Annotated in this window: 16 protein-coding genes; 10 read left to right on the top strand and 6 right to left on the bottom strand. The window is 64.2% G+C overall.

Going from position 1 to position 18,001, the window contains the following annotated elements; all coding sequences use genetic code 11:
• The first annotated feature begins 100 nt into the window (after nucleotides 1-100).
• The 5 genes from RAM60_RS03025 to RAM60_RS03005 all read left to right on the top strand — a co-directional run bounded on the left by RAM60_RS03025 (nucleotide 101) and on the right by RAM60_RS03005 (nucleotide 6,822).
• Complete coding sequence (locus tag RAM60_RS03025; protein WP_510640154.1) at nucleotides 101-1,321, top strand: GNAT family N-acetyltransferase; 1,221 nt, start codon at nucleotides 101-103, stop codon at nucleotides 1,319-1,321.
• A complete protein-coding gene (locus RAM60_RS03020) occupies nucleotides 1,297-2,154 on the top strand; it encodes a transcriptional regulator (RefSeq protein ID WP_369025626.1) in 858 nt (285 codons plus the stop codon). The genes RAM60_RS03025 and RAM60_RS03020 overlap by 25 nt, the downstream gene beginning before the upstream one ends.
• Before the next feature lie 21 nt (nucleotides 2,155-2,175).
• On the top strand, nucleotides 2,176-3,096 hold the full coding sequence (locus RAM60_RS03015) for an acyl-CoA thioesterase (RefSeq protein WP_369025627.1): 921 nt from the start codon (nucleotides 2,176-2,178) through the stop codon (nucleotides 3,094-3,096).
• A gap of 127 nt (nucleotides 3,097-3,223) precedes the next feature.
• Nucleotides 3,224-5,050, top strand: a complete 1,827-nt coding sequence (locus tag RAM60_RS03010; protein ID WP_369025628.1) for a DEAD/DEAH box helicase — start codon at nucleotides 3,224-3,226, stop codon at nucleotides 5,048-5,050.
• A 50-nt stretch (nucleotides 5,051-5,100) separates the two neighbouring features.
• Nucleotides 5,101-6,822, top strand: a complete 1,722-nt coding sequence (locus tag RAM60_RS03005; protein ID WP_369025629.1) for an alpha/beta hydrolase family protein — start codon at nucleotides 5,101-5,103, stop codon at nucleotides 6,820-6,822.
• On the opposite strand, the gene RAM60_RS03000 is transcribed toward RAM60_RS03005, so the two are convergent.
• Nucleotides 6,819-7,472, bottom strand: coding sequence for a Crp/Fnr family transcriptional regulator (locus RAM60_RS03000; RefSeq protein WP_369025630.1), 654 nt, complete (start codon nucleotides 7,470-7,472; stop codon nucleotides 6,819-6,821). The two genes, RAM60_RS03005 and RAM60_RS03000, sit on opposite strands and share 4 nt — an antisense overlap.
• Before the next feature lie 58 nt (nucleotides 7,473-7,530).
• Between RAM60_RS03000 and RAM60_RS02995 the strand changes: the two genes are divergently transcribed.
• Nucleotides 7,531-8,124, top strand: a complete 594-nt coding sequence (locus RAM60_RS02995) for an HD domain-containing protein (RefSeq protein WP_369025631.1) — start codon at nucleotides 7,531-7,533, stop codon at nucleotides 8,122-8,124.
• Between the two features lie 11 nt (nucleotides 8,125-8,135).
• Nucleotides 8,136-8,930, top strand: a complete 795-nt coding sequence (locus RAM60_RS02990; RefSeq protein ID WP_369025632.1) for a class II aldolase/adducin family protein — start codon at nucleotides 8,136-8,138, stop codon at nucleotides 8,928-8,930.
• A gap of 32 nt (nucleotides 8,931-8,962) precedes the next feature.
• Here the strand turns inward: RAM60_RS02990 and RAM60_RS02985 are convergent, their stop codons facing one another.
• From RAM60_RS02985 to RAM60_RS02965, 5 genes are all read right to left on the bottom strand, one after another.
• Entirely contained in the window at nucleotides 8,963-9,781 is an 819-nt protein-coding gene (locus RAM60_RS02985) for a universal stress protein (RefSeq protein ID WP_369025633.1), read from the bottom strand.
• A 167-nt stretch (nucleotides 9,782-9,948) separates the two neighbouring features.
• Complete coding sequence (locus RAM60_RS02980) at nucleotides 9,949-10,440, bottom strand: hypothetical protein (protein WP_369025634.1); 492 nt, start codon at nucleotides 10,438-10,440, stop codon at nucleotides 9,949-9,951.
• A 118-nt stretch (nucleotides 10,441-10,558) separates the two neighbouring features.
• The gene (locus RAM60_RS02975) at nucleotides 10,559-11,071 is read right to left on the bottom strand and encodes a lipocalin-like domain-containing protein (RefSeq protein ID WP_369025635.1); all 513 of its coding nucleotides are present in this window, start codon (nucleotides 11,069-11,071) and stop codon (nucleotides 10,559-10,561) included.
• 75 nt (nucleotides 11,072-11,146) lie between these two features.
• Nucleotides 11,147-13,105, bottom strand: a complete 1,959-nt coding sequence (uvrC, locus tag RAM60_RS02970; RefSeq protein WP_369025636.1) for an excinuclease ABC subunit UvrC — start codon at nucleotides 13,103-13,105, stop codon at nucleotides 11,147-11,149.
• A gap of 277 nt (nucleotides 13,106-13,382) precedes the next feature.
• The gene (locus tag RAM60_RS02965) at nucleotides 13,383-14,090 is read right to left on the bottom strand and encodes a helix-turn-helix transcriptional regulator (protein ID WP_369025637.1); all 708 of its coding nucleotides are present in this window, start codon (nucleotides 14,088-14,090) and stop codon (nucleotides 13,383-13,385) included.
• A 287-nt stretch (nucleotides 14,091-14,377) separates the two neighbouring features.
• On the opposite strand from RAM60_RS02965, the gene RAM60_RS02960 reads away from it, so the two are divergent.
• From RAM60_RS02960 to RAM60_RS02950, 3 genes are all read left to right on the top strand, one after another.
• Complete coding sequence (locus RAM60_RS02960; RefSeq protein WP_510640400.1) at nucleotides 14,378-15,499, top strand: BaiN/RdsA family NAD(P)/FAD-dependent oxidoreductase; 1,122 nt, start codon at nucleotides 14,378-14,380, stop codon at nucleotides 15,497-15,499.
• A 116-nt stretch (nucleotides 15,500-15,615) separates the two neighbouring features.
• Nucleotides 15,616-17,208, top strand: coding sequence for a WS/DGAT/MGAT family O-acyltransferase (locus tag RAM60_RS02955; protein WP_369025639.1), 1,593 nt, complete (start codon nucleotides 15,616-15,618; stop codon nucleotides 17,206-17,208).
• On the top strand, nucleotides 17,205-17,996 hold the full coding sequence (locus tag RAM60_RS02950) for an esterase/lipase family protein (protein ID WP_369025640.1): 792 nt from the start codon (nucleotides 17,205-17,207) through the stop codon (nucleotides 17,994-17,996). The genes RAM60_RS02955 and RAM60_RS02950 overlap by 4 nt, the downstream gene beginning before the upstream one ends.
• The last annotated feature ends 5 nt before the right edge of the window (nucleotides 17,997-18,001 follow it).

The following is an 18,001-nucleotide window of genomic DNA, read 5'->3' as shown; positions in this document are numbered from 1 at the left end:
CTTCTTCGGATCCTAGTCCGGGAAACGAGGCGGCGGCATCTACGGGTGCCGCCGCCTTTTGCTTTTTGGAGGATTAAGTCTTTTTCAGCGCAGATGCGGTATGACGCGCGCACACCGCGAAATGGTTCGCGACAGGAGGGTAGTTGGGCCGATGGGACTGGCCGATCCGGTGGCAACAGCCGACCGCGCCCATGACGGGGTCGCGGCCCCGCTCGGGCTGCGCGACGGCTTCCATGCGTTGCCTTGGAACCGGCTCGACCTCGCAACGCTGCAACCGCACTGGCAGCGCCTCACCGATTGCGCCTCCACCCCCAACCCATTCTTCGAACCGTGGTATTTGAGACCGGCGCTGGAAGCCTTCGATCCCGGCGGCAGCGTCATGCTTTTGCTTCTCGTGGCCGATGCGAAGCTCGTCGGCCTGGTGCCCCATCACCAAGCCAACTCGTACCACGCGCGCAGCATTCCCAATTGCGCCATTTGGATGCACCACAATGCATTCCTCGGCAGCCCGCTGGTCGCGGCGGGCCACGAGGCGGATTTCTGGTCGAATTACCTCGCCTGGTGCGATCGGACGGGTGCCCGGATGCTTTTCCTCCACCTGCCCCAGCAGCCTAGGTACGGGGAATTGGCCGCAGCGCTCGACAAGGTCTGCAAGGACCAGCGGCGCTCCCTGCGCACTGTCATGGAGCAAAAGCGGGCCCTGCTTTCTTCCGATCTCACTGCCGCGCAATATCGCGAAGAGGCACTGACCGCCAAAAAGCGCAAGGAATTGCGTCGCCAATACAAGCGTCTCGGCGAATTGGGCGCGCTCGAACTGATCCGCTCGCACGATGGCGCACAGGTTGATTACTGGATCGCGGATTTCCTCGCCCTTGAGGCTCGCGGCTGGAAGGGCAATGAAAGCTCCGCGCTTTCGAGCAATCCCGAAACCGAGCACCTTTTCCGCTCCGCCATCGAAAGCGCCGCGCGGATGGGCCGGCTCGAACGTCTCTCGCTAACACTCGACGGCCGCCCGATCGCCATGCTGGCCACCTTCCTCGCCGGTCGCGGCGCCTTCTCGTTCAAGACCGCCTATGACGAGGACCTCGCGCGGTTCTCGCCCGGGGTGCAGCTGCAACTCGCCAATCTCGACCTGCTTGACGATCCGACGATCGAATGGTGCGACAGCTGCGCCGCGCAGGATCACGCCATGATCGACCACATCTGGCGCGAACGGCGCGAGATCGTGTGGCAGAGCGTGGCCATCGGACGCGGCCCGCGTCGCTGGGTGGGTGAGGCCTGGATAAAACTCGAAGAATGGCGCTGGAGCCGACGGAAATGACCGCCTTCCCACCAGAATCCCGCAGCACGTTCGCTGCCAACTATCCCGAGACCCCGCATGTGCTGCGTCACTCGCTGCAGCGCAACGAGCGCTTTTCGCTCGACGGTCTCGCGGGGCTGGCCGAAGCGCTGCCGGTCACCAGCATCGAGTACAATCGCGGCAATCTGCCGATCGGCGTCGATGGCAAGCCCGATGCGTCGGGCCTGACCATCGGGGAAACCATCCGCAAGATCGCCACCAGCGACAGCTGGGCCGTGCTCAAGAACATCGAGCAGGTGCCAGAATATCGTTCCCTGCTGCTCGACCTGCTCGACGAAATCCGGCCAGTCATCGAGAGCAAGACCGGCGCCATGCTGACGCCGCAGGGCTATATTTTCATCTCCAGCCCGAACGCCGTCACGCCCTACCATTTCGACCCAGAGCACAATATCCTGCTCCAGCTCGCCGGGACCAAGACCATGACCCAGTTCCCGGCAGGCGACGCGCGTTTCGCCCCAGACGAGGTGCATGAGAGCTACCACCTCGGCGGCCCTCGCGAACTGCCCTGGCGTGACGAGCTGCTGGCAGGGGGCACGGCCTATACGCTCGATGCTGGCGAGGCTGTATTCGTCCCCGTGATGGCCCCGCATTTCGTGCGCAACGGCGCCCAAAGCTCGATCTCGCTTTCCATTACCTGGCGCAGCGAGTGGAGCTATGCCGAGGCCTACGCCCGATCTTTCAACGGCACTTTGCGGCGGATGGGCCTAAAGCCGCGCGCACCGGGACGCTGGCCCGCGTCCAACAGTGCAAAGTCGACCGCATGGCGCGTGATGCGGCGCTTGACGCAAGCGTAAGGTCGCCGCAAAGCCGCTCTCGTGAGCGATACGAGAACCACCGAGCAACTTGTCGCAGGCCTCGTGCGCCTGCTGACCGTCACCCGCGATGGCGAGGATGCCTTCACCGGCCGCAAGCAGGTCGGTGGCGTCGGTCGCGTCTTCGGTGGACAGGTCATTGCGCAGGCGTTGCAGGCCGCACAGGCCACCGCACCCGAGGGACTGGAGGCGCATTCGCTCCACGCCTACTTCCTCCGCGGCGGCGAGGAAGGGATCGACATTTCCTACCGCACCGCGCGCGACTTTGACGGGCGCAGTTTCGCAAACCGCCGTGTGGTGGCGAGCCAAGTGGACACGGATGGCAGCACAAGGCCGATCCTCAACCTCACCGCAAGCTTCCAGCGACCCGAGGAAGGCCTCGAACATGACGACGTCGAAATGCCCGATGTCGCGCCACCCGAGGAACTCCAGAGCGACATGGACATCCGCCGCGAGATTGCCGAACGCGCCGGCGACCGCATGCCCGAAGCGCAGCGCGCGATCTTCCTGCGTCCCCGACCCATCGACATGCGCACGGCAGGCCGGCTGCACTGGATGAACCGCGAACCGAGCGAGCCGAAAGCCCACAGCTGGTTCCGCGCCGTCGCGCCCCTGCCTGACGATGCGGCGCTGCACCGCGCAGTGATCGCCTATGCCAGCGACTTCACCCTGCTCGGCACCAGTGCGCTGCCCCATGGCCTCAGCTGGATGCGCGGCGAGCTGGTCGGCGCGAGCCTCGATCATGCGATCTGGTTCCACCGCCCGGCCCGCGCCGACGAATGGCTGCTCTACGCCACCGACAGCCCGTGGAGCGGATCCGGCCGAGGCTTCAACCGCGGTCGCATCTTCAACCGCGCTGGAGAGCTTGTTGCCAGCGTGGCGCAGGAAGGCATGATGCGGCGACGGGTGAAAAAAGAAGGCTGAACGGCCCCTTTCGCACCTGCACAAAAAACCGCGAGCCAAACCGGGCCAGGCCTGCTATAGGCCCGCCCGAACAGTGCCAGAGCGCCAGCCCCCCGCCGCGCCGCGCTGTCGATAGAATCGAGAACCCATGTCTTTTGAAACCCTTCCGCCGGTGATCGGCGATGCGCTTGCGAATCGTGGCTACAGCGCTCTCACTCCGGTCCAGGCCGCCGTTATTGCACCCAATGCGCAGGGCCGCGATCTCGTCGTTTCGGCGCAGACGGGTAGCGGCAAGACCGTCGCTTTCGGTCTCGCGCTCGCCCCCGAACTGCTTGGCGAGATCGGCGATATGCCGCTCAGCGAGCAACCGCTGGTGCTTGTCATTGCGCCCACCCGTGAACTTGCGCTGCAAGTGAGCCGCGAACTCGGCTGGCTCTATGCCGGGGCCGGCCTGCGCATCGCGACCTGCGTCGGCGGGATGGACGCGAGCAAGGAACGCCGTGCGCTCCGGGCCGGGCCGGCCATCGTGGTCGGCACGCCGGGTCGCCTGCGCGACCACCTCGAACGCGGCGCGCTCGACCTTTCGGGTCTTGTCGGCGTGGTCCTCGACGAAGCGGACGAGATGCTCGACATGGGCTTTCGCGAAGACCTCGAGGAGATCCTTGACGCGACGCCCGACAGCCGTCGCACGCTGCTGTTCTCTGCCACCATGCCGCGCCCGATCGAGCGCTTGGCCGAGCGCTACCAGCGCGATGCGCTGCGCCTCAGCCTCGTTGGCGAGGATCGTGGTCACGGCGATATTTCCTACCAGTGCATCACCGTCGGTCCGTCCGAGATCGAGCATGCGGTGGTCAATCTCCTGCGCTTCCATGAGGCGGAGACCGCGATCCTGTTCTGCGCCACACGCGACAATGTGCGGCACCTCCACGCGACGCTGCAGGAGCGCGGCTTCGGCGTCGTCGCGCTGTCAGGCGAGCACTCTCAGTCCGAGCGTAACCAGGCGCTGCAGGCGCTGCGCGACCGTCGCGCTCGCGTCTGCGTTGCGACCGATGTCGCGGCGCGCGGGATCGACCTGCCTTCGCTGAGCCTCGTCGTCCATGTCGAAATCCCGCGCGATGCGGAGACGCTCCAGCACCGCTCTGGCCGTACCGGCCGTGCGGGCAAGAAGGGCATTGCGGCGATCATCGTTCCCTACAACCGCCGTCGCCGGGTCGAAGGCCTGCTGCGCGGCGCGCGGATCGAGGCGGAATGGCTCGACGCCCCCACGCCCGAGGCCATCCGCGCCAAGGATCGCACGCGCCTGATGGAGCGCCTGACCGAACCGCGCGAGTTCGACGAGGACGACCGCGAGCTCGCCGCCGATCTGATGAAGCGCATGCCGCCCGAGGATATCGCTGCCGCGCTCGTCCATTCGCATCGCGCCAGCATGCCGCAGCCGGAAGAGCTGCTCGCAAACACGCCCGAAGCGCGCGAGAAGGCCAAGGCCGAGCGTCACCGCCCGGGCTTCGAGGATGTGGTCTGGTTCAAGATGGACATCGGTCGTCGCCAGAACGCCGAGCCGCGCTGGATCCTGCCTTTGATCTGTCGCCGCGGGCACATCACCCGCAATGAAATTGGCGCGATCAAGGTCGGCGGGTTCGAGACCTACTTCCAGATTCCTCGCGTCATCGCCGCCAAGTTCGCCGACGCCGTGGCCCGCACCGCCTCGCCCGACGACGAGCAGGACGCCATCCAGATCGTCGAATCTGCAGAAGGCCCGCGTTTCGAGGCACGTCAGAACCGCCGTGACCGCGACAATGCCAGCGGTCCGCGCGTTCGCCCCCGTCCGATCGGCAAGGCACCGGGCGGCAAGGCGCCCGGCGGCTACAAAGGCAAGCCAGGCGGCGGCAAGCCGTTCGCAGGAAAGCCCAAGCCGGGATTCAAGGGCAAGGGCAAGCCGTTCAAGGGCAAACCCGGCGCTTCCTCGCGCGGATAGTCACGCCCGACCAAGCTTGCTAGACGCTCATCCCGAGGGGGAACGAGCGAATGGCGACAAATGGCGTGACGGGGCAGGCGACCGACAAGCCGCGCTGGTGGTTGCTAGTAGCGGGCTTTTTGCTGATCCTGGCTGGCGGATTTCTCGCCAAGCAGGTCCGCGAGGCAGGCGGCACTACCGTCACCGATGTCCGTTTTACCGGTACCGATGGCAAGCAGATGAGCGCCCTGCTCTACGTCCCTGCCAATGCCACGCCCGAGACGCCTGCTCCGGGCATTCTCGCAGTTCACGGCTACATCAATTCGCGCGAGACGCAGGATGGATTTGCGATCGAGTTCGCTCGGCGCGGCTATGTTGTGCTCGCGCTCGATCAGACCGGGCACGGCTATAGCGACGGGCCCGCCTTCTCGAACGGCTTCGGCGGTCCCGACGGGCTGACCTACCTTCGCTCGCTGCCGATGGTGGACAAGGACAATATCGGCCTCGAAGGCCACTCCATGGGCGGCTGGACCGTCCTCGCTGCGGCAGCGACCATGCCCGATGCGTACAAGTCTGTAGTTCTTGAAGGGTCATCGACAGGCGCGCCCTTCGCGCAGGAGGGATCGCCGAGCTGGCCGCGCAACCTGGGCCTCGTTTTCAGCACTTACGACGAGTTTTCGCAGCTCATGTGGGGCGTCGACCGAGCGGCGGACGTAGCGCAAAGCAAGAAGCTGCAGGCTGTGTTCGGGACCGATACCGATGTCGAACTGGGCCGCACTTACGGCGACATTGCAGCCGGGACCGCGCGCAGGCTCTACCAGCCAGCGACCACCCACCCCGGCGACCATTTCTCGCATGCCGCCATCGGCGATGCCGCCGACTGGTTCGCTGCGACGCTCGATGGGGGTAAGCCCCTCACCGCCGAAAACCAGACCTGGCTGTGGAAGGAGATCGGCACGGGCGTCGGTCTTGTCGGCTTCGTCATGGTCATTCTCGGTGCAATCGACCTGTTGCTGCGCCACCCGTTCTTCGCTTCGCTGCGCGGCACCCCGATCCCCGCCAGGAACGCCCTGGACCGGGCATGGAAGCGTGACTTCGCCCTCACCACGATCGTGCCCGCAGTTCTGTTCTTTCCCGTATTCGGCGCGATCTACCTGCTCGTACCGGCAACGCCATTCCTGCCGCAGATGGTTACGACGCAAGTGACCGTCTGGGCACTCCTGGGCGCGGGCTTGAGCCTGCTCGTCGGACGCTTCACCAAGGCTTCGATCGAGGACACTCGCCCCGACTGGCTGCGCTCGCTCGTCCTTGCCGTGAGTATCGCGGCAATCGCCTATGCGGTGGTCTGGCTGGTCGGGGCCCTGTTCCTGACCGACCTGCGCCTGTGGGTCGTGGCGATCAAGTTCCCAAGCGCGGCCCAATGGGGGATCGCAGCGATCTACGTCGTCCCGATTACCCTGGCGTTCCTTATCACCATGCGCGGGCTTGCTGGCCTGACAGTTGCGGGAGAGAGCGCGACCAGACGCTCGGTCTTCGCCATCCTCGCCCTCACCGGCGGCATCTCGGGTTTGCTCGCGGTGATTTACGGCGTGCTTCTCGCAACCGGCACCCTCATCACCGCCTGGGATCCGCTGAGCACGGTCATCCTGATCCAGTTCGTCCCCGTACTCACCGCGCTGGCAATCATCGCCAGCTTTGTGTGGCAGCGCACCGGCAGCTACCGTCCTGCCGGTCTGATCGCGGGGCTTCTGGTGACGCTGTATGTCGTCGCGGGAACGGCAACGCAGGCCTAGGCCGAATGAGCCGCCAATCGCTCGACCGAGAGCACGCGCAGGCCGCCATAGCCACGCTCGATCGCGCCCTCCTGCGCAAAGCGGGCAAGCACCTGCCCGGTCGTGACGCGCGAAACGCCGACATGGTCCGCGAGTTGCTGCTGGGTCAGCGTAAGCTCGGCCCCTTCGCGCGCCGCCAAATCGACGAGGACCCGCGCGATCCTTGCTTGTGCTGACAGGCTTTGGTCGCCCTCGACCCGATCGAGTGCCGCGCGCAGCTTGTTGGCCAGCGTCCCCAGCAGCCATCTTGCGACATGGGGCTTGTCCGCCATCAGGCGCTCGACCTGCGCCATCTCGATCCACACGAGTGACGCCTCGCCTTCGGTGATCGCATCAACTTGCTGCGTAACCCCTGCAAAGCATGCGACCTCGCCAATCAGGTCGCCCGGTCCGAGCACGGCAAACAAAGTCCGCTCCCCCTCGGGTCCGAAGCGGCAGGCCATTACGTGGCCGCTCTCGATGAGCCAGAAGCCGGTTCCCGGGTCGCCGCGGTGAAGAACCGGCGTGCCACCCGCGCAGTCGCGCCTGCGACCAACCTCGACCAGTGCCGACAGAACCTCTCCCTCCGCCCTTGTCGGTGGCATGGCGACGAAATGATAAGTCCTTTGCATTCCTTTGCCTCATGCGCGCCTAGAAGGTGATTCGCAACTTTCGCCGAGGAGCGATGTAATGACCGAAGTGCTCGAGAAGACCGCCGCCTTCCGCACCATGACGGAGGGGACCCAGGAAGACTGGGACATCATCATGACCCACATGAAGCCCTTTGCCGAAAGCGGCGGGGCGCGGATCCTGGCACATCTAAAGCTGCTCGACGGCGACTTCGGCGGCTTTCCGGTCGACCGGCTGACCCACTGCCTGCAGACGGCCACCCGCGCCTATCGCGATGGGAAGCCCGAGGATTACGTGGTCATGGCGCTGCTGCACGACATCGGCGACACGCTGGGTGCGTACAACCATGCCGATATCGCCGCCGCTATCCTGCAGCCTTTCGTTTCGGAGGAACTCCACTGGATCGTGAAGCATCATGCAATTTTCCAAGGAAACAACTTCTTCCATTTCGTGGGCCTCGATCCCGATATGCGCGACCGTTTCCGGGACTCGCCGTATTTCGAGGCGACGCGCGAATTCATTGACAAGTACGACTGTCCGGCGTTCGATCCGGATTACGACAGCGAGCCGCTGGAATTTTTTGCACCGATGGTGATGCGCCTGTTCGAGCGTCCCCGGACCAGCATCTACAAGTCGGCAGTCGAGCAGAACTGAGGAGAGCGACAATGGCCACCGTACTCGAAACCAAGTCAGCCAATGACGACAGCCACATCCGCGGTGCCGTGAGCGCCGAGGAATGGCAGGTCCGTGTAGATCTCGCCGCCGCCTATCGCCTCGTGGCGCTCTATGGTTGGGACGACCTCATCTTCACCCACCTCTCCGCCCGCGTTCCGGGACCGGAGCACCATTTCCTCATCAACCCCTACGACATGATGTTCGAGGAAATCACCGCCTCGAGCCTCGTCAAGATCGACACCGACGGCCAGCCGGTCCTGCCGAGCGCGCATCCGGTCAATCCGGCGGGCTTCACCATCCATTCCGCGCTGCACATGAACTGCGAGGATGCGCATGCGGTGATGCACCTCCACACCCCCGACGGACAGGCGGTCAGCGCCATGTCCGAAGGGCTGATGGAGCACACGCAGACCGGCATGATCGCGCGCCACGACATCGCCTATCACGACTACGAAGGCATCGCGACCGACCTCGAGGAGCGCGAGCGCCTGGTCGAGGACATGGGCGACAAGCACGCCATGATCCTGCGCAACCACGGCACGCTGGCGATCGGCAAGACCGTGGCCCAGTGCTTCCTGCGCCTTTACTTCATCGAGCGCGCCTGCACCGCACAGGTCCGCATGTTAAGTGCGGGTCGCGAGAACCTCAACAATCCGCCGCAGGGCACGCCCGAGAAGGTCGAGAGCCAGACGCCCGCCGCCGGCATGGGCATGGTCGCCGACGGCCTCGCCTGGCCAGCCCTGCTGCGCAAGCTCGACCGGATCGACCCGAGCTTCCGCAACTGACGAGAGGGCGGCCCGAAGCCGCCCTCTTCACATCAGTTCGTCAGGAGAACCGGAATTCGCACGTCCGCGAGCATGTCGCGCGTCGTGCCGCCGAAAATCCGCTCCGACAGGCGCGTCCGCCCATAGGCCCCCATCACGATGAGACCGGCATGGCGAATTTCCGCTGCGGTGCGGATAGCCTCGGCGACGACGTGCTCGCGCGGGTCGATTTCCACCAGCTGGCTCGATATCCCATGGCGCGAAAGGTAATCAGCACCGCCGAGTGGAGGCAGGTCGTGAGGTTTCTCGCTCTTCGATGCCTCCTTGACCACCGCCAGATACACATCCTTGGCCTTGCGAAGGAATGGCACTGCGGCCTTGAGCGCGTGCGATGCCTCGGCCGATCCATCCCATGCCACCAGCACCGGAGCAGTAGCGTCAAACCGCGAAGCATTCTCCGGCAGCACCAGTACGGGGCAATCGGCCGTCACCGCCAGTTCGCCGGCTGTAAATGACGGCCCGGCATCGATTGCCTGCGGGTCCCGGGCCCCGACGACGATCAGGTCCTGCAGCGCGGACTCCTTGAGGAGGGCGCGCGCAGTCGGGCCGACCGTTTCGACCCAGTTCCACGGAACATCCTCGTTCCCGAGATCGGCGATGATCTTGTCGCGCACGCGGTTGGCCTCGTCCTGCCAGACTGGCGCAAGCGCGGCGAATGTGGCGGCATAGGGATCGATGGCCACACTCGCTTCGAACGGCACCGAATGGAGCAGCGTCACATGTGCTTCGAATGCCCGCGCAATATCGAGCACGGCATCGAGACGCCCGGCGTTGCCCGGGTCTCCGAGCGCATTGAACAGGATGGTTTTCATATCGCGTCTCCTCGCGGAGGCGGCGGTGACAAGCGACCGCTCGACAGCCTCGCTGTGGTCCTTGTCGGCCGAGAAGCGCGGCCTGTCGTTGATCTGGGACAAAATCGGATCGGCAGCGGGAGTGGAACACAAACACCACAGAGGAAATGTGTGACCTTCCGTTTTCATCAGGTCGCGCACTCCGCGCGGCGAGTGCGGGCGAGAAGCGCAAGAAGCGCGGAATTGTCCGGATTGCGCCGCACTCCGGCGTAGCAACCACCTCGCAGGAAGACCTGCCACAGCCCGGTCTCCACCCGCCATTTGAGCTGCTCGACTGTGACCTTTCGCGAGGGCTTCAATGCCTCGCGCGCTGCCATCAGCGCCGCGAGTAGCCGCGCCCTCCCCGCCTCCGATCCTGGCCGCGCCAATGCGACGTCCCATGCCGCCGCAAAGCCTTCGGCACCCGGCCTCTCACGCAAGCGATAGGCCGTCTCGCGCGCCATCGACACCTCGCGCGCCGCCGCCGCAACCGAGCGTTTTGCGGCGAGGTGTCCGATGAACTCCGCCTGCCTGAGCGGTGTCCACCCATCCGCGCGAATGCGCACCGGCACGGCGTGGAACGGCGGGATGGCAATGGGCGGCGAGCGGGATTGCGGGACACGAGGACGATAGTGCTTCATCCGCCAGCTTAGGGCACGGGACAGGGGGTGTAGGAAAGGGGTGCTGACCCCATGTCATCCCAGCGTTCGCTGGGATGACATTTTTGGGGTGAAAAGCTGACTTAATAATGCATGCGCGTCAAAGCCGGCGCCAGCTCAGCACGTTGTGGCTGCCGGACGCGTCGTTCGGTTCCAAGGTTGTTAGCGTGACGACATCGCCGACAAGCTTCACGGCCCGACGATAAACAATGCCGGTTTCGGTAGGATCGAGAGACGACTGTACGAAATGAGTGACTACCGACCGGGCAGGATCGAACTCATATTTTCCATAGTAGGCATAGTAGCTGTGGAGGTACGCCAATTGCTCGTCCGCTGTCAGCTTCCTGAGGTTGCCATCCGACGGCATTGGCGCCCTTGCTGTGGCGATCTGCACCGACATCATACCGCTGGCCCCATAAACGATGAGCCCAGTGTAGGGGCGGGTATGGCCATCCCAAGGACCTGTTTCCCCGTCCTTTTGAACGGTCATCGCTTCGATCAATGACCATGATCCAACCAATGGATCTTGCGGCATCTGGCCCTTTGCGGAAACCGCTCCTGCCGCCAAAGGCAAAGCTAATCCCGCTGTAAGAACGTTACGTCGTTTCAGCATGGCCATCTCCCTAGATAACCAATGCTAGCACATGACACGATGACCACAATCGGGTCGCTAGCGGACATCCACCCATCACCCCCCGGCGTGATAAAAATCGTAGATCTGCTGCGCCACGCCCTCGCTGATGCCGGGTGCGCGTTGCAGGTCTTCGAGCGCCGCTGCCCTCACCTTCCCCGCAGTGCCGAAGTGCAACAGCAGGGCTCGCTTGCGCGAAGGGCCGATGCCGGGGATCTCGTCCAGTGGTGAAGCGGTGATCGCGCGGCTGCGCTTGGCGCGGTGGGCGCCGATGGCGTAGCGGTGGACTTCGTCGCGCAGGGTCTGGAGGTAGAACAGCAGCGGCGAGTTGACCGGCAGCGTCTTCTCGCGTCCGTCAGGGAAGTGGAACACCTCGCGGCCTTCTCTGCCGTGGTGCGGCCCCTTGGCGATGGCAATCAACGGGACGTCCTCGATCCCCATCTCCTCAAGCGTGTCGCGCACCGATGACATCTGGCCCTTGCCGCCGTCGATGAGGACGAGGTCGGGCCAGACGGTCTCGTGACTGTTTTTCTTGCCCGTATCGCCATCGGGATTTTCGGCGAGGTTGCGGAAGCGCCGCTCCATCACCTCGCGCATCATGCCGAAGTCGTCGTTGGTCTGCGCGGTCTTGATATTGAACTTGCGGTATTGGCCCTTTTCGAAGCCTTCGGGGCTGGCAACGGCCATGGCGCCGAGCGCCTTGTCGCCTTGGATATGGCTGTTGTCGTAGACCTCGATCCGCTGCGGCACGTCCTCCAACTCGAGGAATTCGGCCAACTCGCGCAGGATCTTCGCCTTGGTACCGCTTTCCGCGAGCCGCCGGTCGAGCGCCTCGACAGCATTGCGCTGGGCCTGCTCCATCAGCTTGCGCCGCGTGCCGCGCTGGGGGATCGAAATGGCCACGGCGTGACCCGCCTTCTCGGCCAGCGCCTCGGCCACCAGTTCCTGTTCGATCAGTTCGCGATCGACGAGGATCGTGCGCGGCGGCGGCACCTCCTCGTAGAATTGGAGGAGCACGTCGGACAGCACTTCGGCGAGGTCGAGATCGCCGGTGTTCCGTGGGTAGAAGGTGCGGTGGCCCCAGTTCTGCCCGCCGCGAATGAAGAAGGCCTGCACCCCGACTTGCCCGCCCTTGGCAGCAAGCGCGAAGACATCGGCATCGCCAACACCCTGCGCATTGATGGCCTGCGAACCCTGGATGAAGGTCGCCGCACGCAGCCGATCGCGCAGAATCGCGGCGGTCTCGAAATCGAGGTCGGCTGCGGCCTTGGCCATCTGCTTTTCGATCTGTGCCTGCACGACAGAGGATTTGCCGCCGAGGAAGTCCTTCGCCTCGCGCACCAGACTGTCGTAGCCCTGCTGGTCGATGCGCCCGACGCAAGGGGCCGAACAGCGCTTGATCTGGTAAAGCAGGCAGGGCCGGTCGCGATTGTTGAAAAAGCTGTCGGTGCAGCTGCGCAGCAGGAACAGTTTCTGCAGCGCATTCAGCGTCTTGTTGACCGATCCGGCACTGGCAAAGGGGCCGTAGTAATTGCCCTTGGCCTTGCGCGCGCCGCGGTGCTTCTGGATGCGCGGGAAGGTGTGATCGGCGCGCAGCAGGATGAATGGGAAGCTCTTGTCGTCGCGCAGTAGGACGTTGAACGGCGGGCGATAGCGCTTGATCAGCTGCGCTTCGAGCAACAGTGCCTCGGCCTCGGAATTGGTGGTGACGATCTCCATCCGCCGGGTCTGGCTGATCATCCGCTGGAGCCGGTTGGAGAGTCCCTTGACCTGAGTGTAGTTCGCCACCCGCGCCTTCAGGCTGCGCGCCTTGCCGACGTAGAGCACGTCGCCACGCGTATCGAGCATGCGATAGACGCCAGGCTTGGGCTTCAGCACCTTCACCGTCTCGCGGATCGCGGTGATCCCCGCCTCGAGGTCTGGCTGCGCACTGGCGACGGTATAGGCGGCGCGTTCCTCGTTGAAACGCTCCTTGCCTCGGGGATCAGGGGGAGAACCGGCTTTCGTGCGCGACATGGCAGCCGAGATAGGGCGGAAAAGCCGCTTGGCAAACTGCCAGCATCGGTGACCACGACATATGCACTGCTGAAGGACGGCCCGTTGCCAGCAAACGATGGCCCCGAACCGTCCCGCGCATCCGCCGATCCGGGGACCAGGCGACTGTCGCTGCGGGCGCCTGAGGTCCTCGAATTTGCGACTCGAAGGGCTACGGCTTCCGCTCGCCGAGAGCCATTAAGGGAAGAGGCGAGAAGTTAAAGTCGAGCAATTGCCCGACATAGAGGTGGATCGCTGGTTACTTCACACCTGTTTCGGGGGTCACGAAGCCGGGAATGAGGCCCAAAGAGAGCGCCCTCACAGACGCGGAGGTGCGATCGCTTACGCCGAGTTTCTCGAACAGCCGCGCAACGTAGACGCCGACAGTAGAGCTCGAGATGCGCAGCACCTGGGCGATAACGCTGTTGCTCTTGCCCTTGGCAATCAGCTGCAACACGTCGTGTTCCCTCTGCGAGAGGCGTGGGTTGGCCAGGTCGACCAACCGGTTGATCTGAGCCTGTCGCTGGAAGGCCAGTTGCCCGGCCACCTGCACTTTCAACACCCCCTCAGGGCTGAAGCTTTTCTCCGAAGCTGGCAGCCCTACGCCGACGAAGCTCCGGCGTGCACCGGGACCATAGCACGGAAACCCGATGCCATCGTAGATGCCGAAGCCTTCCAGAGCCTTCAGGTACCGCAGATTGCGTGGTTGCAGCCGGAGAATCTTGCCTACCTGAGACCAACGGAAGACACCGCCGTGCTTCAGCGCTGCCCTCGGGAATGGGTCCATCATGCCAAGCTTGTCACCGTACTGACGACCCCATTCCTCGGGGAAGCCGAAGGTGTATAACTGACGGCCCACCCGGGGGTCCGAAACAACGGGCGAAAGGTAGTAGGCCGCACCGAACCCCAGTTCCTTCAGGACTTCACGGAACTCGTAACGGATCGTGGCCTCGTCCTGTGCAGACACAATCCTCGTGGCGAGTCCCCAAAATCCGTCGGAAGCAGCTCCCATCGCAATTCTCTCCGCACGAACATTTGCTCAAGAAGTGAAGACTCAGAACAATTCGGGCGGAATGCCAGCGACTCGAGCTCGGGCCATTGCGCTTGATCCTGCGATTTAATTGTCGCGCGATTGGCCGCCAAGCACCAAAATTCGCCGCCCCAGTGCTTGCGCGCACGGGGTAAAGCCGCGATGGGCGCAAGGTGGAAAACCGATACGACGCCATCATCCTCGGCGGCGGCGCTGCCGGCCTGATGTGCGCTGCCCGCGCCGGTCAGCGCGGCAAGCGCGTGCTGGTCCTCGAGAAGGCCGAACAACCGGCTAAGAAAATCCTCATCTCGGGTGGTGGGCGGTGCAACTTCACCAATATCGGCGCGGGTCCAGCGAATTACCTCAGCGCCAATCCGCATTTCGCCAAGAGTGCGCTGGCCCGCTACACACCACGCGATTTCATCGAACTCGTCGAGCGGTACAGTATTGCCTGGCACGAAAAGACGCTCGGCCAGCTCTTCTGCGACGGTTCGGCGAAGCAGATCGTCGCGATGCTGCTGGAGGAATGCGCAAGAGGCGGCGTTGCGGTGAAATGTGGCGAGGAGGTCGTCGCAGTGTCCCAGAATGGGACATTCACTGTCCAAACGCAGTCGGAAGCCTATTCCGCTCATGCCCTCGTCATCGCCACCGGGGGGCCATCGATCCCCAAGATGGGGGCAACCGGTTTCGCCTATGATCTCGCTCGCCAATTCGGGCTCAAGGTTGTCGAGCCGCGGCCAGCACTCGTCCCGCTTACCTTGGGCGGGGAAGAGGTGCTGTTTCGCGAAATATCCGGCGTTTCCGCACCCGTTGTCGCGACCGCCAACAGGACCAGCTTCGCCGAAGCGGCGCTTTTCACCCACCGCGGGCTGTCCGGTCCCTCGATCCTGCAAGTGAGTTCGTATTGGCGGCCGGGCGATCCGGTTGCGATCGACTTCCTGCCCGATCGCACCGCCGAATGGCTGCTCGATGCCAAGCGCGACCATCCGCGCGCCACCATTCGCTCGCTGCTGCGCGAAGCCCTGCCCGACCGCCTTGCCGACATTCTTGCGGATAAGATCGGCGTGGGCAGCGAATTAGCCAACACGGCGGACAAGGCGTTGCGAGCAGCCGGGGAACGGCTCAAGCGCTGGGAATTCCACCCCAACGGCACCGAGGGCTTCGCCAAGGCAGAGGTCACCGTGGGCGGCATTTCGACCGCAGAACTTTCTTCCAAGACCATGGAAGCAAAGCGAATTCCCGGTCTCTACGCGATTGGCGAGGCGGTCGACGTTACCGGCTGGCTGGGCGGCTACAACTTCCAGTGGGCCTGGGCCAGCGGGGTGGCGGCGGGCGACGCGATCTGAGCATTCGCCGCTAGGGAAGCCGTTTACCTAGGCGGCAAGTTGACGCGGAATCGTCACATGTTAGCATCTGCAACATTCGGACCTGCGCAAAGCAGGCCGTGCAGGAGAAGATGCCTATGCGCCAGCTCCAGGGGATGGATGCGAGTTTCGTCGCGCTGGAGACGCGCAATTCGCCGATGCACATCGGCTCGATCCTCATCTACAACCCCGAAACTGCGCCCGGCGGCTTTGTCCGCTTCAAGGATATCCTGGCCTTCTTCGAGAGCCGCATGCAGCTGTCCCGCACGATCCGCCAGCGGTTGGTGCGCGTGCCTTTCGATCTCGACTATCCCTACTGGATCGAGGATCCGGACTTCGACCTCGAATATCACGTCCGCCACATCGCCCTGCCCAAACCCGGCGACTGGCGACAATTGTGCATCCAGGCGGCGCGCATCTTCGCCCGCCCGCTCGACCTGACCCGCCCGCCATGGGAGTTCACCGTTGTCGAGGGTCTCGAAAACATTCCCGGCGTCGCCAAGGGCAGCTTTGCGATGGTCACCAAGGTCCATCATGCGGCGATCGACGGCATGAGCGGCATCGACCTGATGGAGGCGATGCACACGTTGTCCCCCGACGAGCCGCCGCCGGATGCGAAGGACGACTGGAAGCCCGAGAAGGTCCCCAATCCGGTCGAACTGCTGGGCAAGAGCTATTTCAACGCCATTACCAACCCTCTCAAGCAGATCGAGGTCGCGGCGAAGGCTGCACCGGGCCTGGCCAAGGCATTGAAGGGCATAGTCGCCAAGGAATTCGACGTCTCGGGCGAGATGATCGCACCCAAGACGCGCTTCAACCGGGCGATTTCCGGCCACCGCGTGGTCGAGGGACGCAGCGTGCCGCTGGCCGACATCAAGGCGATCCGCACCGCCGTCGAGGGTGCCAAGGTCAATGACGTGTTCCTGACCATCGTCGGCGGGGCGATGCGCAAGTACCTCCTCGCCAAGAACGACCTTCCGAAGAAGACGCTGACGGCAATGGCGCCGATATCGGTCCGTTCGGCGACCGAGAAGGGTGACATGGGCAACCAGGTTGCGGCCATGGTCGCTCCACTGGGCACGCATATCGAAGATCCTATCGAGCGAATGCGCTTCGTCCATGACCGCACGACCAATTCCAAGGCGATGACCGACGCCGTAGGCGCGCGCAACATGACCGAAGTGAGCAAGGTCAGCCCGGCGCTGTGGATGAGCCTCGGGGCGCAGCTCTACACCCGCCTCGGCCTGGCTAACCGCGGTGTCGGGCCGGTGTTCACCACCGTCGTCACCAATGTCCCCGGCCCGCCGGTTCCGATCTATTCCTCCGGCGCACGGCTCGAGAGCATGATGGGACTGCTGTGCCTGACCGACGGCATGGGCCTCGGCCATGTGGTCCAGTCCTATACCGACGAGGCGACCATCGCCTTCACCGCCTGCCGCGAACTGCTGCCCGATCCGGAATTCTACGCCCAGTGCATCGAGGACAGCTTCACCGAACTGCGCGATGCCGCAAAGAAGGCGGGTGGTGCGGCTGCGCCCAGGCCGGCGGAGGCAAAGGCACCAGCAACCAAAAAGAAGCCCGCCGCAAAGAAGGGGGCACCAGCAACGAAAAAGGCCCCGGCGAAGGGCACCAAAGGGGTCGCCAGCCGTTCAGCGGCTGCCCCGAAAGGGAAAGGAAAAGCCACCACGTGACTGCAAAGACCAACGTTGCGCCGGATGAAGCCCGTCCGCCGCACATCGTTCTCGCGCTGACCGAACCGGGTCGCGCCATGACCGAACTCGCCAGTTTCTACGCGCTCACCCCGCTAATGGGGATGCTGCCGCGCGGCGACGGCCACGGCGTGCTGGTCCTGCCGGGTTTCATGGCTTCGGACTTCTCGACCGCTCCGCTGCGCCGCCTGCTGGCCAAGCTCGGCTACGATGCAGTGGGCTGGAACCTCGGACGCAATGTCCGCGTCGACAATGCGCGCATCGAGGCGATGATGGCCTGCGTCGACGAGCTTCACGCACGCACCGGCGGCAAGGTCAGCATCGTCGGCTGGAGCCTCGGCGGCGTATTCGCCCGCGAGCTCGCCAAGCTGGCACCGGAAAAGGTGCGTCAGGTGATCAGCCTCGGTTCGCCCATCAGCGATGATCGCAACCACACCAATGCGCGGCGCCTGTTCGAATACCTCAACGGCCATGAGCCCGAGCCCATTCGCGACGGCAATTTCCGCGAGCTGGCCAAGGCTCCGCCCGTCCCCACGACCTCGATCCTGACCAAGGCCGACGGTGTGGTGCACTGGCGCGGCTCGGTGCAGGATTTCGACCACGACCAGTGCGAGAACATCGAGGTGTTCGCCAGCCATTGCGGCCTGGGCGTCAATCCCGCTGCAGTCTACGCCATCGCCGACCGACTGGCGCAGGAAGAGGGCAAGTGGCGCAGGTTCCAGCCCAAGGGCATTGCCAACATCGCCTTCCCGCGGACGCGACTGCACTGAGGCTT

Origin of the sequence: Qipengyuania sp. RANM35, from assembly GCF_041021145.2 — a bacterium.
In the GTDB taxonomy this organism is placed as follows: Bacteria; Pseudomonadota; Alphaproteobacteria; order Sphingomonadales; family Sphingomonadaceae; genus Qipengyuania; species Qipengyuania soli.
The sequence above is the reverse complement of the archived record's forward strand: the minus strand, read 5'-3'. Positions and strand labels throughout refer to the sequence as shown.

What these genes read in the sequence shown, in the direction of transcription:
- RAM60_RS03020 (WP_369025626.1), top strand. Translation starts at nt 1,297, where the DNA reads ATGGCGCTGGAGCCGACGGAAATGACCGCCTTCCCACCAGAATCCCGC.
- RAM60_RS03010 (WP_369025628.1), top strand. Translation starts at nt 3,224, where the DNA reads ATGTCTTTTGAAACCCTTCCGCCGGTGATCGGCGATGCGCTTGCGAAT.
- RAM60_RS02985 (WP_369025633.1), bottom strand. Translation starts at nt 9,781, where the DNA reads ATGAAAACCATCCTGTTCAATGCGCTCGGAGACCCGGGCAACGCCGGG.
- RAM60_RS02960 (WP_510640400.1), top strand. Translation starts at nt 14,378, where the DNA reads ATGTGCGCTGCCCGCGCCGGTCAGCGCGGCAAGCGCGTGCTGGTCCTC.
- RAM60_RS03005 (WP_369025629.1), top strand. Translation starts at nt 5,101, where the DNA reads ATGGCGACAAATGGCGTGACGGGGCAGGCGACCGACAAGCCGCGCTGG.
- RAM60_RS02980 (WP_369025634.1), bottom strand. Translation starts at nt 10,440, where the DNA reads ATGAAGCACTATCGTCCTCGTGTCCCGCAATCCCGCTCGCCGCCCATT.
- RAM60_RS02955 (WP_369025639.1), top strand. Translation starts at nt 15,616, where the DNA reads ATGCGCCAGCTCCAGGGGATGGATGCGAGTTTCGTCGCGCTGGAGACG.
- RAM60_RS03000 (WP_369025630.1), bottom strand. Translation starts at nt 7,472, where the DNA reads ATGCAAAGGACTTATCATTTCGTCGCCATGCCACCGACAAGGGCGGAG.
- RAM60_RS02990 (WP_369025632.1), top strand. Translation starts at nt 8,136, where the DNA reads ATGGCCACCGTACTCGAAACCAAGTCAGCCAATGACGACAGCCACATC.
- RAM60_RS02995 (WP_369025631.1), top strand. Translation starts at nt 7,531, where the DNA reads ATGACCGAAGTGCTCGAGAAGACCGCCGCCTTCCGCACCATGACGGAG.
- uvrC (WP_369025636.1), bottom strand. Translation starts at nt 13,105, where the DNA reads ATGTCGCGCACGAAAGCCGGTTCTCCCCCTGATCCCCGAGGCAAGGAG.
- RAM60_RS02975 (WP_369025635.1), bottom strand. Translation starts at nt 11,071, where the DNA reads ATGCTGAAACGACGTAACGTTCTTACAGCGGGATTAGCTTTGCCTTTG.
- RAM60_RS03025 (WP_510640154.1), top strand. Translation starts at nt 101, where the DNA reads ATGACGCGCGCACACCGCGAAATGGTTCGCGACAGGAGGGTAGTTGGG.